This window comes from Arcicella sp. GW822-FHT02H01 (assembly GCF_058802005.1).
Window position 1 is genome coordinate 124,159 of record NZ_JBXANT010000002.1, and the last position, 16,505, is coordinate 140,663.

Sequence of the window (16,505 nt, forward strand, 5' to 3'; positions counted from 1 at the left end):
ATAGTTAGGAAAAATGATAGAAAAAAATGTCTTGGTTTAACAATAAATTTGTATCATTATTTTAGGCAAGTTGAATTTTATTAATACTTTATTAGATTTTTCTTGAAAATAGAAAAGTTGTCCAATCGCTTTATCAATATATTATATCATCGTATGAATAATTTTTTGAAATATATTATCCTTAACCTACTGATTTTCTGTAGCTTTTCTTTACAAATATTAGCTTCGCAAAGTCCACAAAAAAAACGGTTAGCTACTATTTTATTGGCTGACTCTAGTCAAGTACGTGTCAAATTTGGTGTTGATAAGCTCAAAACAAGTTTGTCAGCAATAGGCTATCAAGTAGCGGTAAAGCTTGTTTCTGAAACAAAAGAACAAGGAACAGTCATCTTGATAGGTACTTTATCTGATGAAAAGCTTCAAAAAGCGTTTTCTTTATACAATCTTGACAATAATAAAGAGCTTAGGAAAGAAGGCTTTTCAATTGCTAAAGCACTTAATAAACCAATCTCAATTGTTGGAAAAGATGCGTCAGGAGTATTGTATGGATGTTTAGCATTAGCAGAGGAAATCAAAGAAAAAAGAAAAGTATCAGAAGAAATTAACATTACCGAACAGCCAGAAATGGTTTTGCGTGGTACTTGCATAGGCTTACAAAAGCCAACTTTATTGCCAGGAAGGGGAACGTATGAATATCCGTATACGCCAGAGAGTTTTCCTTGGTTTTATGATAAAGCCATGTGGATTCAGTATTTAGATATGATGGTAGAAAACCGTTATAATTCTTTGTATTTATGGAATGGACACCCTTTTTCATCTTTAGTGAAGCTAAAAGAATATCCATATGCGGTAGAAGTTGATGATGAAACTTTCAAAAAGAATGAAGAGATTTTTCGTTTTCTAACACAGGAAGCTGATAAAAGAGGTATTTGGGTAATACAGATGTTTTATAACATTATTATTCCTAAACCTTTTGCTGAAAAACATCATTTAGAAACACAAGACCGTAATCGTCCCATCATTCCTATTATTGCCGATTATACGCGTAAATCAATAGCAGCCTTTGTGGAGAAATATCCAAATGTAGGTTTATTAATCACGTTAGGAGAAGCGATGGAAGGAGTAGGGCAAGATGATGTTGATTGGTTTACCAAGACAATCATTCCTGGGGTGCAAGATGGTTTAAAGGCATTAGGACAAACCACCGAGCCACCTATCGTTTTACGTGCGCATGATACCGATGCACCAAGAGTAATGAAAGTAGCTTTGCCGTTATATAAAAACCTATACACCATGGCAAAGTTCAACGGAGAAGCACTGACTACTTATACCCCACGAGGTTCATGGGCTGAATTGCACAGAAGTTTAAGTAGAATCGGAACGGTTCATGTAGAGAATGTCCATATTCTAGCGAATCTTGAGCCTTTTCGTTATAGCTCACCAGACTTTATCCAAAAATCAGTATTGGCAATGCATAATACTTATGAGGCTAATGGGCTGCATTTGTACCCACAAGCATCTTATTGGGATTGGCCATTTGCGGCGGATAAAGTGGGCAACAAGCGTTTGATGCAAATTGACAGGGATTGGATGTGGTATAAAACTTGGGCAAGGTATGCATGGGATTCCCACAGGAAACGTGATACTGAAATAAATTATTGGGGAAAAGAACTAGCCAATAAATATGGTTTGCCACAAGAAAAGGCAAAAAATGTGTTGGAAGCAATGGAAGAAGTTGGAGAAATTTCACCAAAATTGCTTAGACGTTATGGTATTACCGACGGTAACCGTCAAACACTTACTTTGGGGATGTTAATGACACAATTAATTAATCCTTTCCGCTATGGATTATTCACAATGTTGTATGAATCGGAAGCACCCGAAGGCGAAATGATTATTGAATATGCTGAAAAGGAGTGGAAAAATGAAAAACACATAGGAGAAACACCCGTAAGAGTGGCCGATGAAGTAGTAGAACATGGTAGAAAAGCCGTTGTAGCCATCAATAAAGCTTCAAAATTTGTAACAAAGGATAAAGCAGAATTTGCTCGCTTGAAAAATGATACCTATTGTTATGATGCCATGGCAAATTTCTATGCAGAAAAAGTAAGAGCATCCTTAGCTGTACTTCGCTATAAAAATTCTAATGATGTAAAAGATTTAGAAAAGGCATTACCCTATTTAGAAAGTAGCGTAAAACATTTTGACGACTTAGTGAAATACACCCAAAATGCGTATTTGTATGCCAATAGTATGCAAACTAAACAGCGTAAAATACCGATGCGTGGTGTTGATGCAACATTTATCCATTGGAAAGAAATGTTGCCTGTTTATCAAAAAGAATTAACACGCTTTAAATTTTCGATAGACTCGCTAAAGTCTCAGAAAAATATTGCCATCAAGCAACCTATACTTTTCGAAAATGCTGAAGTAAAAATTACCTCAACTATTGAAGGCTTGTATCAAAATGAAAAAGGTCAGCAGGTATTTTCAGATACTTTATCAGCTATTAGCGATTTGGCTGTTGAATTAAAAAAACTAAAAGGAATAAAGTTTAGCAAAGAAAAACAACGAACAGTAGGCACAAGCATAACTTTTACCACGACAGAACCTGTAAAGTTGTTAGTAGGATTTTTTAATGATAAAAACCGTAAATTCTTGCAAGCACCCGAATTAGAAACAGATGCCAGTGCTAATGATTACGGACAGTCGGAAATTAAGATTTCTAATGCTTTACTTATCGCTGGATTTCCAGCTGTTAATATTCATGCTTATTCGTTCAAAGCAGGAACTCATACCTTGAATCTCGGCAAAGGAGCTTGCTTAATACTAGGTTTCATGAAAGGGAATCAAGAAATACCAATCTCAGATGCAGGTTTGGCTGGCAACAAGAAAAATATAGATTGGCTATTTGAGTAAAGAGCTTTGAGTTTTTAATCCAAAAACCTTATTGGTTTAAACATAGATTTGAATGATGAAATTAAAATTTTCTTTTTTATTAATGATTTTGCTTTGGCAAGGGTATCATACTTCTGCTCAAAAAGCAACCATATTATCAACAGATAAGCTAAAAAGATTCGTAACAGAATTTAATGCATCAGATGATGAAGCTGTGGTAAATTATGTGCCAAATGCTCAATCTTTTGAATGGCTTTCTCAGAATATTCCATTGTTTGAATGTCCAGATTCGGTCATTCAGAAAGTATATTATTATCGTTGGTGGGCATTGCGGAAGCATCTTAAACAAACTGCTGATGGATTTATCTTTACAGAATTTATTACCAAAGTAAACCATGCAGGTAAACACAATGCTGTCAGTAGTGCTTTAGGGCATCATATATATGAGGGACGTTGGCTACGAAATCAACAATACATTAACGATTACATTACTTTTTGGTTGGATGTCGACCCTAAGCATACTGTCCAACGCTTTCATGGATTTAGTAGTTGGATAGATAATGCAGTCTACAATCGTTATTTGGTAAATTTAGACAAGGCTTTTATCGAAAAGAATCTTTTGACACTGGAAGCTGATTATCGAAAATGGGAAGTGGAAAAACAATTACCTAATCAGCTTTTCTACCAATTTGACGTAAAAGATGCCATGGAAGAATCTATCAGTGGCGGAAGAAAAGAGAAGAATATTCGCCCTACCATTAATAGCTATATGTACGGAAATGCCAAAGCATTAACTGCTATGGCAAACCTCGTTCATAATGATACGATGGCAAAAAAATATGAGGAAAAAGCAATAGTACTTAGAAAATTGGTACTCGATAATTTATGGGACGAAAAGGCATCTTTCTTCAAAGTGAAACTTGAAAAAACGAGCGATTTTTCGGATGCTCGCGAGGCTATCGGTTTTATTCCTTGGTATTTTAATTTACCCGAAGACAAACCCAACGTTAATCGTGCATGGAATCAATTGACAGATACTTTGGGCTTTAAAGCTCCTTGGGGATTAACGACTGCCGAACGTCGTCATCCATTATTTAGAACGCATGGTTCTGGTCATGGTTGTGAATGGGACGGCCCTCTTTGGCCTTACGCTACCACACAAACGTTGAAAGGGTTATCTAATTTGCTTACTAATTACAAAAACCATGGAACGATGAGTTCACAGGTTTTTTATGATGAGTTATTCAAATATGCCAATTCACATCAAATGAATGGCAAGTTGTATTTGGGTGAGTATCAGGATGAAAAAAATGGAGAATGGCTAAAAGGAGATAATCCTAGAAGTAAGTTTTACAATCATTCTAGTTTTGCAGATTTGATTATTAATGACTTGGTAGGGTTAAAGCCTAGAGCCGATAATATATTAGAAATCAATCCATTAATTCCTGAAAAACAATGGGATTGGTTTTGCTTAGACAACGTTTTTTATCACGGGAAAAATCTGACAATTCTTTGGGATAAGACAGGAAAAAAATATGCCAAAGGCAAAGGCTTTGTAGTATTTGTGGAAGGAAAACAAATAGCCAAAGCTAAAAAATTAAAACATTTAAAGGTGAATTTATAAGTTATCAGTGTCAACTCTTACTATTAGGGGGCGACTTAAGTCGCCCCCTAATAGTAAGAGTTGAGTAATATTTTTATACATAATGTTATACTTAAATCCCTTAACTGACAAATCCATAGACTATTCATCATGAAATCCACTTCTTTACTCAAAAGCCTTCTTTTTATTTTTTTACCATTGCTTACCAATGCCCAAGCTTATAAACTTTGGTACAAAAAGCCTGCGGAAAAATGGACGGACGCTTTACCAATCGGAAATGGTAGATTGGGTGCAATGGTTTTTGGAGGAGTAGAGAAAGATAGAATACAATTTAATGAAGAAACGTTGTGGACAGGTGAACCAAGGAATTATAATCGTCCAAATGCTGCCCAGCACTTAGCCGAAATTCGTCGATTAATACAAGAAGGAAAGCAAAAAGAGGCTGAACTGTTGGCTCAAGAAAAATTCATGGGCACGAAAAGTAATGAAGGGCAACGGGAAGACTGGCTAAAGGGATTAAAGTTATTAAAGGAATTTTCTGGAAATCCTGCGGACGAAAAATTCGATGATACTGCTTGGAAGACTATCAAAGTGCCAACTTATGAAGGTTGGGAAACGGTAGGGCTGGAAGGGCTAGATGGGGCTCTTTGGTTCAGGACTACTTTTGATTTACCAGCGAATTGGCAAGGTAAAAACTTGATATTAGATTTAAACAGAGTCCGTGACCATGATTTTACTTATGTAAATGGAAAATTAATCGATACAACCAATAGCATAGATATTAGAAAATATGAGATTCCTGCTGAAGTATTAAAAGTAGGAAAAAATAGCATCGCTATTCAGGTAATTAATTACTTTGATAAAGGTGGAATAGCAGGGTATAAAGACACTACCAGACATATCGGGATTTATCCAGCAGGAGAGAATGGCGTTCAAAGAATATCTTTAGTGAAAGATTGGAAATATTTTATTCAAAACGACGAGCCACCAGCTATTGGAAAATACCAAGCAGATTATCAACCTTTTGGAGATTTATTCCTTGATTTTAAAGGAACTGAAAATTATACCAACTATAAAAGAGAATTATCGCTATCAGAGGCTATTGCTAAAACAAGCTATACATCAAAAGGAGTAAACTTTACCAGAGAATATTTTGCCAGTGAACCCAATCAGGCAATAGTGGTACATCTTTCAGCCAGTCAACTGAAAAGTATTAGTTTTGAAGCTAGTTTGACAAGTCCGCATAAATACTTTGAAGTTCACAAAATTGATAATCATACCTTATCCTTATCTGTAAAAGTTCGAAATGGTGTTTTGAAAGGAGAAAGTAATCTCTTGATTGTTGCTAAAAATGGGAAAATTAGTGTCAATGACAATAAAATTTCAGTAGAACAATCAGATGATGTAACGCTCTATTTAGTAGCTGCGACCAACTTTATTGATTATGCAAATACATCTGCGAATCCAATAGAAATTTGTAGAAAGAGGTTAAAAAGTATTCAACAACTTACCGCTACCAATCCAAAAGCTTTTCTTACCATCAAACAAAACCACCTGAAAGAATACCAACGATATTATAATACTTTTTCGATTGAATTTGGAAAAGATAATATGGACAAGTTGCCGACAGATGAAAGGATACAACAATTTCAACATCATTCAGACCCATCTTTCGCAGCCCTCTATGTTCAATATGGGCGGTATTTGCTAATTTCTTCATCCAGATTAGGAACGAATCCTGCTAATTTACAAGGCATTTGGAATGACTTGCTGACACCACCTTGGGGAAGTAAATATACCACCAACATTAATGCAGAAATGAATTATTGGCCAGCCGAAGTGTTGAACCTATCGCCTATGCATGAATCTCTTTTCAAGATGATTGATGAAGTAGCTAAAAAAGGTGCTGAAACTGCTAAAATGCATTATAATGCTCGAGGTTGGTTGGTGCATCACAATACTGATATTTGGCGTGGAACGGCTCCTATCAATGCTTCAAATCATGGTATTTGGGTGAGTGGGGGCGGATGGTTGAGTCAGCACCTGTGGGAACATTACTTATTTACCCAAGACAAAGCTTTCTTGAAAAACCGTGCTTATCCTATCATGAAAGGAGCGGCAGCGTTTTTCGTAGATTTCTTGGTAAAAGACCCTAAAACGGGTTGGTTAATCAGTACGCCTTCTAATTCTCCAGAAAATGGGGGATTGGTAGCAGGTCCTACGATGGACCATCAAATCATTCGGAATTTATTCAAAAACTGTATTGAAGCCAGTGAAGTATTGAAAATTGACAAGGCTTTTAGAGATACTTTATTAACTAAATATAAGCTGATAGCCCCTAACCAAATTGGGAAATACGGACAGTTGCAAGAGTGGCTAGAAGACAAAGATGATACCACTAGCAAACATCGTCATGTGTCGCATTTATGGGGAGTTCATCCTGGCAATGACATTACTTGGGAAACATCGCCAGATATGATGAAGGCGGCGCGACAATCATTAATTTATCGTGGTGACGAAGGAACAGGATGGAGTTTGGCTTGGAAAATCAATTTCTGGGCTAGGTTCAAAGATGGAGACCATACCATGAAAATGATTAAAATGCTGATTCGTCCAGCGAGTGGAGCAGGAGGGTCGTATGTAAATTTGTTTGATGCGCATCCACCATTTCAAATTGATGGTAATTTTGGTGGTGCCGCAGGTATTGCTGAAATGCTCATTCAAAGCCATACAAAATATATTGATTTATTGCCTGCTTTACCAAGTGATTTAAAAGAAGGAACTGTAAAGGGAATCAAAGCACGAGGTGGCTTTGAATTAGATTTTATTTGGAAAGAAGGAAAGTTGGTAAGTCTGAAAATATTATCAAAAGCAGGAGAAAAATGTGTTTTGAGGTATGGGGATAAAGTGCTTGATTTTAAAACCACGAAGGGTAAAATTTATACATTTAATGGAGCGTTGCAATAATGAGAATATTCATATATCGTTTTTTAATTCTGACACTTTTTTTGTCCCATCATTCCGAAGCACAAACACTTCTTCGCAAGGATATTTCATTAGATAACAATTGGTTTACTACAGCAAACGATACCCTTTGCAAAGCTTTTGCCCATTTTGAGCAAAATACATTTTCAGTCGCAACTTGGAAAAATGTAAATGTTCCGCATAATTGGGACCAGTACGAAGGATATAGACGAATGCTACATGGCAATAAGCACGGTTATGCATGGTATCGCAAAAGCTTTAAAATAAAAGAACAAAAACTGGGGAAACGTTTTTTCTTATATTTTGAAGGGGTGAGTTCTTATGCCACTGTTTGGTTAAATGGTAAAAAAGTGGGTACGCATTCGGGTGGAAGAACTACTTTTACATTAGATGTTACAGAACATATTTTATCGTATAATCAGCCAAATACATTAGCAGTTCGTGCCGACCACCCTGCTAATATCCAAGATTTACCTTGGGTTTGTGGGGGATGCTCGCCTGAACGGGGCTTTTCTGAGGGTTCCCAACCCATAGGTATTTTCCGACCAGTTCATTTAATCGTTACTAATGAAGTACGAATAGCTCCTTTTGGTATTCATATCTGGAATGATTCAACTGCTTCAGAAAAATCGGCTACGCTGAAATTAACAACAGAGATTAAGAATTATGGAAAAACATCGGCAACGATTACGATACTGAATGAACTAATCGATAAAACAGGTATAACCATAACAAAAGCGGAGACGCAAGAGAAAGTTGCTTCGAATGCTACTGTCACCATTAACCAACAGTTTTTCCCCATCAATCACCCACATCTTTGGTCTTTAACCGACCCGTATCTCTATCAATTACGGACAACTATATTTGAAAATGGGAAAAAAATAGATGAAATAAAAACAGATTATGGTATCCGCACGATTAGTTGGCCAATTGGGAAAAAAGATTCAAAACAGTTTTTATTGAACGGAAAGCCAGTTTTTATCAACGGTATTGCTGAATATGAGCACCTAATCGGAAATAGCCATGCCTTTAGCAAAGAGCAAATTTATGCTAGGGTACAGCAAATAAAGTCGGCTGGGTTTAATGCTTTTCGAGATGCTCACCAACCACATAATTTAGCTTATCAACAATATTGGGATAAATCGGGTATACTTTGGTGGCCACAAATGGCGGCTCATGTGTGGTATGATACACCTGCTTTTAGAGAAAACTTCAAGATACTTTTAAAAGACTGGATTAAAGAACGTAGAAATAGTCCATCTATAGTACTCTGGGGTTTAGAAAATGAAAGTACTTTACCCGAGGATTTTGCCAGAGAATGTAGCGATATTATTCGCCAACTTGACCCGACAGCATCTTCACAACGCAAGATAACTACTTGTAATGGAGGAAAAGGGACTGATTGGGATGTTCCTCAGAACTGGACAGGTACTTATGGGGGTGACCCTAACTTATATGGTCAGGATGTAGAAAGACAAGTATTAATTGGTGAATACGGTGCTTGGCGAACCCTAGATTTGCATAAAAACGAGGGTTTTAGTGAAGATAAAATGACCAATTTGATGGAATTGAAGGTGCGTTTAGCAGAAGCTGCTAAAGATAAAACCACGGGTCACTTCTTTTGGCTTTTTAATTCGCACGAAAATCCTGGGAGAGTACAAGGCGGTGAAGGTCTACGTGAATTAGACCGTGTTGGGCCTGTTAATTACAAAGGCTTATTAACGCCTTGGGAAGAACCATTGGATGTTTTTTATATGTTTCGGGCAAACTATGCTTCTAAAATAACAGAGCCAATGGTTTATATTGCCTCGCATACTTGGCCAGACCGTTGGACAACTACAGGTAAAAAAGATAGCATCATCGTATATTCTAATGCTGATGAAGTAGAATTGTTCAATGACGTAAATCATGTTTCCTTGGGAAAAAGAAAACGAAATGGAATAGGTAGCCATTTTCAATGGGATGGTGTTGATATACAATACAATGTTTTGTGTGCTGTAGCTTATGTTAATGGAAAAGCCGTTGCCAAAGATTATATCGTATTAAATCATCTTCCAGAGGCACCACATTTTAAGGTACTTTATCAAGGAAAACAAGACTTAGTAAGCTCACAAAAAGGTTATCATTATTTATACAGAGTAAACTGTGGGGGAAACCAATTGACGGATAAGCAAGGGAATAAGTGGTTGGCAGATCAGCACAAGACAAATAAAAATACTTGGGGCTCTAGTTCATGGACGGATGATTTTAAGGGAATCCCTAATTTTTTTGCAAGTCAACGAAGAACATTTGACCCAATTAAGGGTACGTCTGATTGGAAATTATTCCAGACCTTTCGTTATGGTCGTGATAAATTAAAATACCATTTTGATGTGCCTGATGGAGAATATCTAGTAGAATTATATTTTACAGAACCTTGGTTGGGTACAGGAGGCGGAATGGATTGCACAGGCTGGCGTTTGTTTGATGTAGCAGTGAACGAAAAAACAGTATTGAAAAACCTAGATATTTGGAAAGAAGCTGGGCATGACGGAGCCTTGAAGAAAACCATAAAAGTAAAAATATCAGGTGGTCAATTAATCATTTCATTCCCGAATATCAAATCTGGTCAAGCATTGATTTCAGCGATAGCGATAGCCAGTTTAGATAAAAAATTAAAAGCAACTGCTACTAATTCGAGTTTAATTCAATCGGAAGAAATACCTTTAATCAAAATTCAGCATTGGCTAGATACTGGTGACAAACTATATGCCGATGACGAAGCGAAAATAGTATCATTACCAGCCAATTTGTTCGGGTCAGAATCCTTACAGTTTACGAAAAATGATTCATCAGAAAAGCTTACTTTTACAGTCAACGAAAATGTTGATGTTTTTGTGGCGATAGCTGAAACAGTAATGCAAAAACCAGCGTGGCTTGCTAGCTTTGAAGAAACAGGACTTTTGATTCAAACAACGTATCAAAATGGAGTGTCATTTAAAGTATTGAGAAAACGCTTTTTGAAAGGAGAGAAGGTTGTACTTGGGGCTAATTCAGAAAAGTCACCACATTATTTAGTGATGATTAATCAAACTAGTACGATAGAACCAGCTTATGACTTAAAAACCATCAAGAGTTATAAAGCTATCAATGCTCAATTATCAGGAGCAGGGATAGTAAAAGAATTTTTAATGGAAAAGGAAAGAGTTTCTTTCAAAAAGCCTTCCGCAGGTGCGATGGAATGGACCATTGGCGTTGGTGTGGCAGATACATATTCTTTAACCATAAAGTATTATAATCCTACTGAACAATCATTGAAAGTTAGGCTTGATATGGTTACGACCAATGGTACAGTAATCAAAAAAGGTGATTTGATTGTTTTTCCTCCTTCCAAAAAAGGTAAATGGAGTTACTATAATACTAGTACAGGAACGATGATAAATGCGGGGACTTATCAGTTAAAACTGACCTCGGAAGATGCTGAAAACCTGTCAATTGACGCCCTTGATGTGCAATAAATTGCTGATTTATTGAAAAAATCTTTGCAAAAACTTGTAACAAGATAATATCGTATAATACTAAAGAAAAATCCTATAAATAATCAGAGAAATACTACTGTATATTTGTCCTGTTGAATATAGAACCAAATACAGTTTTATAATCATACAATCCCGTATTAAGAATACATGAAAAACCTTCCAGTTTTTGATTTAGCCATTATTATTATTTACTTGATAGGAATGGTTTTGGTAGGGTTTTATTTTTCAAGAAAGAATAAAAACGCTGAGCAATTTACAACAGCCTCTGGTAAAATTCCAGGTTGGGCAATAGGGGCATCTATCTATGCTACTTTTTTGAGTAGCAATACTTTTTTAGGCGTACCTGGCAAAGCGTTTGGGAGTAATTGGAATGCCTTTGTGTTTAGCTTATCCATGCCTTTAGCAGCGTGGGTAGCATCAAAATATTTTGTGCCATTTTACCGAAAAACGGGCGAAGTATCAGCATATACACACTTTGAGCACCGTTTTGGTGCTTGGGCACGGACTTATGCGGTAGTATGTTTTTTATTAACACAATTGGCTAGAATGGGTTCAATCTTTTTTGGGATAGCCCTTAGCTTACAAGCACTGACGGGTTATTCTATGGAATTAATCATGCTAGTAATGGGTGTTTGTATTATTATTTACACCGTGTTAGGCGGTATTGAGGCAGTTATCTGGACAGAAGTAGTTCAGGCAGTTATCAAGACATTTGGAGCATTATTAATACTCTATCTGATTGTGAATGAAATGCCGGGCGGTGTCAGTAAAATTGTAGAAATAGGCGAAGTAAATCATAAATTTAGTTTAGGGAGTTTTTCTCCTGATTTTGTACAGTCGTCGTTTTGGGTGGTTTTGTTGTATGGTTTTTTTATCAACCTCAATAATTTTGGGATGGATCAAAATTATATACAACGTTATCATACAACGTCGTCAGAGAAAGAGGCTTCCAAATCGCTTTGGCTTTGTGTATGGTTATACTTACCCGCGTCTTTGATTTTTTTTATAATAGGGGCGTGTTTGTTTGCTTATTATCAAGTACATCCTGAATTGATTGAAGCCGTTAAGCATCAAGTAGCAGTAGAACGCTTTCCTAATGGTTCAGTGACGGAAATTAAATCAATCATGGCAACTTTACAGCCAGCAGATTATGGCGATAAAGTAATGCCACATTTTATGGTAACAAAAATACCAGTGGGCTTAATGGGCTTAATTATTTCAGCTATTTTGTCTGCGGCGATGAGTACCATCAGTTCAGGAATGAATTCATCGGCTACGGTTTTTTCTGTTGATATTTTTCAACGTTATATCAAGAAAGACGTTAGTGAAAAACAACAGATGAAAATATTGCATATCGCAACAGTAGTGTTTGGTTTATTAGGGATGGGAACGGGCATTGCGATGATTGGCGTAAAGAGTGTTTTGGATGTGTGGTGGCAGTTGTCAGGCATTTTTGCAGCAGGAATGTTAGGCTTGTTTTTGTTAGGAATCATTAGTCGCCAAAGCAAAAATCATGAAGCATTGATTGCTACAATAGTAGGGATTTTAGTAATTGTTTGGATGACCTTTTCATCAAGTATTCCAGAAGAATATGTTTTTTTAAGAAGTTCGCTACATAAAAATATGATTATTGTAATAGGTACTCTGAGCATTTTTCTCACAGGAGTTCTTATTACTAAGTACAGAAAACAAGGTTAAAAACAATATATTTTTTTTCACTTTAAACTTTTTGGGGTAAACAATACTGTTTTACCCCCCAGAATCTCTGTGCCATTTTTTCAAAGATTTCGTGCCTTATATGCATTGTTATTGTTGAAAAGAATCGGTAAAGCAGGTTATCTAATTTAATAAAAATGGAAAAATCGAAAAAAGGATTTATCCCAGTCATGCTTACGCCTTTTAATGACAATGGGTATATAGATTTTGATGCTTTAACAAAACTAACAGAAGTTTATCTTGAGGCTGGTGCAAGTGGTTTGTTTGCCAATTGTCTTTCAAGTGAAATGTTTGAGCTTTCAGATCAAGAAAGAATACAGTCAATCGAACACGTGATCAAGGTTGTGAATGGTGCTGTACCAGTAGTAGCCACGGGAACATTTGGCGGTGCTATCGAAAAGCAAGCAGACTTTGTCAAAAAAGTAAATGACACAGGTACAGAGGCTGTCATCTTGATAACCAGCTTATTAGCGGATGAAAATGAAGCGGATGAAGTATTCAACGAGAGGGTATTTTCTTTATTAGCGAAAACGGATTCAATTCCAGTGGGCTTTTATGAATGTCCTGTTCCCTATAAAAGAGTACTTTCGCCATGCCAATTAAAAGATTTTGTAGCGACTGGCAGGGTAATTTATCATAAAGATACTTGTCTGGATATTGACCAAGTAAATGAAAAAATAAGCCTGACTGCGGGACGTAAATTCGGACTTTATGATGCCTATATGGGTCATGCAGTAGAATCATTAAAGGCGGGTTCGGCGGGGCTTTCGTGTATACAAGGCAATTATTTTCCTGAATTGATAGTATGGTTGTGTGATAATTATGACGATGTATTACAGCAAAAAGAAGTAGCGCGAGTGCAAAAATTCTTGATAGATAACATGGATGTAATGCACAACGTATATCCTATAGTTTCAAAATATTTCCTTCAAAAAAGAGGTTTAGATATTTCTACTTTTACGCGTAGAAAAGTAGGTACATTTACATCTACTATTACGAAAGAGATAGAAAAATTATACAGTAATTATGGGGTTTTGCAAGATGAACTTGATTTAAAACCTGCCTTAAATTATTAAAATTTTGCCAAGCATCTTTGAATCAAAGTAGTAATACTGAATGATTTAAAGATGCTATTATTTATATTATTCGCCTTTCTTTCTATCTTCTTTAACATTCATTTTTAGCTTTTCACTGCAATCTTGTTGTTTACATTTGCTATAAAAAGTAAGGGAATGATGAAGGATTTCACAATTAAAAAATTCACCAACCATATTTTGAATATTTTGTATTCTTGGGTCACAAAACTCTGTAACTTTCTGACAATCAGTACATACTACGTGGTCATGTTGTCGACGACCGTAAGCTTTTTCATATTTTGATGAAATTTTATTGCCAAACTGATGTTTTATAATTAGTTCAGCCTCAACCAAAATCTCCAAGGTATTATAAACTGTTGCTCTACTGACATGATAATTTAAGGCTTTCATGGCAATATAAAGTTCTTCGGCTTCAAAATGGTCATTCCTTTCATAGATGTGTTCTAAAATCGTAAATCTTTCATGTGTTTTACGATAGCCTTTAGCATCTAAAAATTCTTTAAAGAAGATTTTAACAGTATTTAAATTTGAGAGAGCCATATTAATGTTTGCGTGTTGATTTTCTATAATTGCTTATTTTTGGAAAATAGGGGAAGAATGTAATCAGGTTGATAGACTATCCATTAAAGAAATTATAAATTGACAATCAGCATATTATGAATATATGTGTTCGTAATAAACAACCTTATTTAGACTAAAAAGCAAAAAGGATGCATAAAATGCCCTTTAAAATCTAAAGGGCATTTTATGCATAAACCAAGTCTTTAATAGAGGTAAGTAGGAAAGTTAACTTTTTCATAAATGTTGGTTTAAGAATGATTCAGCTTAAAAACTGTTAATTAAAATAAGTCTTTTAATTATTATGCAATATTAGACTAAATCTAAATAAACAACAAAAATTATTTAGACTTATTTTAAGTAACAACTTTCTGAAAAACAAACCCAATGATTTTTAAGTCATTGTTAAGCATTCAAATCTTCTTCTTTCAACCATCTCCAGCTTGCTAGGGTTAGTAATAAACTACTAATGAATACAAAGCTTAGTAGGTTCAACTGAGATAAATCTAACTTAGGACTCATAAATTCTTCAACTAAATGAGCCAAATTAGCCAACGCAAAGATTACAGCAATACCAAAATTGATTTTACGAATGATAGGCTTTTCGATAAATAGAATAAAAGTTATCAACGACATTGGCAAAATTTCAAAGATAAATCTAATGATGGCAGCACTAGGCGGTACAACTCCTGTAGCATTAGGTCTTTTAATCTCTATTCCATAAAACAGTTCACCAACATGGTAGTTAAAATGGAGAATCATACATACTACGAATAGTATCCAGAGAGTAATTATTTTTTGTACGTTGTTCATTAGTTTATTTGGTCAGTTTAATAAAATGATTTACAACGCCACCTTTAGCAATATTGATAGCTTTTGATGCCTTACCCGTAACAGGGTCATATACGTAATATCCGTTTAATCCTAAATTTGCATTGTTTACATTGAAGTAAAATTTGCTATCATATTTATAAGAAAAAGGATAAGCATAAGCGGCTGTAAGCGGAATATCCTGAATAATAGCAGCTGTTTTAGCATTCAAATCCAGTTTTACCCAACGTTGGTCTGGGTCATTGAATACGCTGTTAGATAATTCTTGGTATTCAACGGCTGTGATAGTGCCATTCGCTAATTTTCCAACCAATTCAAGTACCCTTGCAGAGTTTGATTGACCTGATATAGCAGCAAACGCAATACCATTTTCATGATAAATAGTACCCATTGCTAATTGAACTAATAGGTTATTTAAGCCAATACCATCAACTGGATTGAATTTGTAGGTAGCATCAAATTCTGTAGTATTGGCAGGAATTTTTAAAATTTGGGGACGAGAACGTTTCGCTGCATTTGGCCCTAATTGGTTATCAAGTCCATACGAACCTTGTGTAAGAATATAAATATTACCAGATTCATCAACCATGCTATTTTCCAAACCTCTCGAAATCGGATACATTGCTTGCTCTATTGTCAATGTTTTTTCCCATTGCTTAGTTGTCAGGTTGATTACTTCTACATAAACATTCTGAGAATCATAAAAATTACCAGTTTTAGAATTGTCAGTATATAATGGAAGGAATAGCTTATTATCCTGTTTTCTGTAAATAATGGTATTATAGTTATTACGATCGTTGGCTGGAATATCCATCGCTTTTGACATATCTATATCACCCAATTTTTCCATAGTAGTTGGGTTAAATAAATGGACCGAATGGTTTACACCAGTTGTATAAACACCCAAGTTTTCATTAATGATTTCAACATCCCAAACATAACTTAGCAGTGGAATAGAGGCAACTTCGGTCATTAAACCTGTTGACTTTAAAACAGCTTGCTTTGAAAGAGTTTGTTCATTTTTAAGTGATTGGCCAAACATAAAGTTTTTCCAAGTAGCTCTAGGATAAAAATACTCATAAGAAGACTTTGCCGTCATATCCATATTATCACCAGGGATAGTGGTGTAATGACCAATATAAAAAGCATTGCTGGCAGTAGATTGTGATAATGTACTAAGGACATAGCCTTCTTCCAAATATTTAGATTCCTCTGTTACTACGGGTTCATCAGTTTTACAAGCGATAGCTGAAGCAAAAAGTAAAACAGAAAGTAATAGTTTATTCGTTTTCATAAGGA

The 16,505-nt window shown here is 35.6% G+C and carries 9 protein-coding genes; 6 read left to right on the top strand and 3 right to left on the bottom strand.

What is annotated here, in order from left to right; genetic code table 11:
* Positions 1-153 precede the first annotated feature (153 nt).
* From AC1RNE_RS20870 to AC1RNE_RS20895, 6 genes are all read left to right on the top strand, one after another.
* Complete coding sequence (locus AC1RNE_RS20870) at positions 154-2,919, top strand: alpha-d-galacturonidase (RefSeq protein ID WP_492803836.1); 2,766 nt, start codon at positions 154-156, stop codon at positions 2,917-2,919.
* Between the two features lie 52 nt (positions 2,920-2,971).
* Positions 2,972-4,522 (top strand): MGH1-like glycoside hydrolase domain-containing protein, encoded by a 1,551-nt coding sequence (locus AC1RNE_RS20875; protein ID WP_492803838.1) that lies wholly within the window; start codon positions 2,972-2,974, stop codon positions 4,520-4,522.
* A gap of 129 nt (positions 4,523-4,651) precedes the next feature.
* The gene (locus tag AC1RNE_RS20880) at positions 4,652-7,468 is read left to right on the top strand and encodes a glycoside hydrolase family 95 protein (protein WP_492803839.1); all 2,817 of its coding nucleotides are present in this window, start codon (positions 4,652-4,654) and stop codon (positions 7,466-7,468) included.
* A complete protein-coding gene (locus AC1RNE_RS20885) occupies positions 7,468-10,983 on the top strand; it encodes a malectin domain-containing carbohydrate-binding protein (RefSeq protein WP_492803841.1) in 3,516 nt (1,171 codons plus the stop codon). The genes AC1RNE_RS20880 and AC1RNE_RS20885 overlap by 1 nt, the downstream gene beginning before the upstream one ends.
* A gap of 168 nt (positions 10,984-11,151) precedes the next feature.
* Positions 11,152-12,702, top strand: a complete 1,551-nt coding sequence (locus AC1RNE_RS20890) for a sodium:solute symporter family protein (protein WP_492803843.1) — start codon at positions 11,152-11,154, stop codon at positions 12,700-12,702.
* 155 nt (positions 12,703-12,857) lie between these two features.
* The gene (locus tag AC1RNE_RS20895; protein ID WP_492803845.1) at positions 12,858-13,796 is read left to right on the top strand and encodes a dihydrodipicolinate synthase family protein; all 939 of its coding nucleotides are present in this window, start codon (positions 12,858-12,860) and stop codon (positions 13,794-13,796) included.
* Between the two features lie 66 nt (positions 13,797-13,862).
* Here the strand turns inward: AC1RNE_RS20895 and AC1RNE_RS20900 are convergent, their stop codons facing one another.
* From AC1RNE_RS20900 to AC1RNE_RS20910, 3 genes are all read right to left on the bottom strand, one after another.
* Entirely contained in the window at positions 13,863-14,357 is a 495-nt protein-coding gene (locus AC1RNE_RS20900; RefSeq protein ID WP_492803847.1) for a Fur family transcriptional regulator, read from the bottom strand.
* A 423-nt stretch (positions 14,358-14,780) separates the two neighbouring features.
* Positions 14,781-15,188, bottom strand: a complete 408-nt coding sequence (locus AC1RNE_RS20905; RefSeq protein ID WP_492803849.1) for a hypothetical protein — start codon at positions 15,186-15,188, stop codon at positions 14,781-14,783.
* Between the two features lie 4 nt (positions 15,189-15,192).
* Complete coding sequence (locus AC1RNE_RS20910; protein WP_492803850.1) at positions 15,193-16,500, bottom strand: DUF4374 domain-containing protein; 1,308 nt, start codon at positions 16,498-16,500, stop codon at positions 15,193-15,195.
* Positions 16,501-16,505: the final 5 nt, after the last annotated feature.

Bases quoted from the DNA above. Each gene is read 5' to 3' on its own strand.
- AC1RNE_RS20885 (WP_492803841.1), top strand. From the start codon at position 7,468: ATGAGAATATTCATATATCGTTTTTTAATTCTGACACTTTTTTTGTCC.
- AC1RNE_RS20870 (WP_492803836.1), top strand. From the start codon at position 154: ATGAATAATTTTTTGAAATATATTATCCTTAACCTACTGATTTTCTGT.
- AC1RNE_RS20905 (WP_492803849.1), bottom strand. From the start codon at position 15,188: ATGAACAACGTACAAAAAATAATTACTCTCTGGATACTATTCGTAGTA.
- AC1RNE_RS20895 (WP_492803845.1), top strand. From the start codon at position 12,858: ATGGAAAAATCGAAAAAAGGATTTATCCCAGTCATGCTTACGCCTTTT.
- AC1RNE_RS20910 (WP_492803850.1), bottom strand. From the start codon at position 16,500: ATGAAAACGAATAAACTATTACTTTCTGTTTTACTTTTTGCTTCAGCT.
- AC1RNE_RS20875 (WP_492803838.1), top strand. From the start codon at position 2,972: ATGATGAAATTAAAATTTTCTTTTTTATTAATGATTTTGCTTTGGCAA.
- AC1RNE_RS20890 (WP_492803843.1), top strand. From the start codon at position 11,152: ATGAAAAACCTTCCAGTTTTTGATTTAGCCATTATTATTATTTACTTG.
- AC1RNE_RS20900 (WP_492803847.1), bottom strand. From the start codon at position 14,357: ATGGCTCTCTCAAATTTAAATACTGTTAAAATCTTCTTTAAAGAATTT.
- AC1RNE_RS20880 (WP_492803839.1), top strand. From the start codon at position 4,652: ATGAAATCCACTTCTTTACTCAAAAGCCTTCTTTTTATTTTTTTACCA.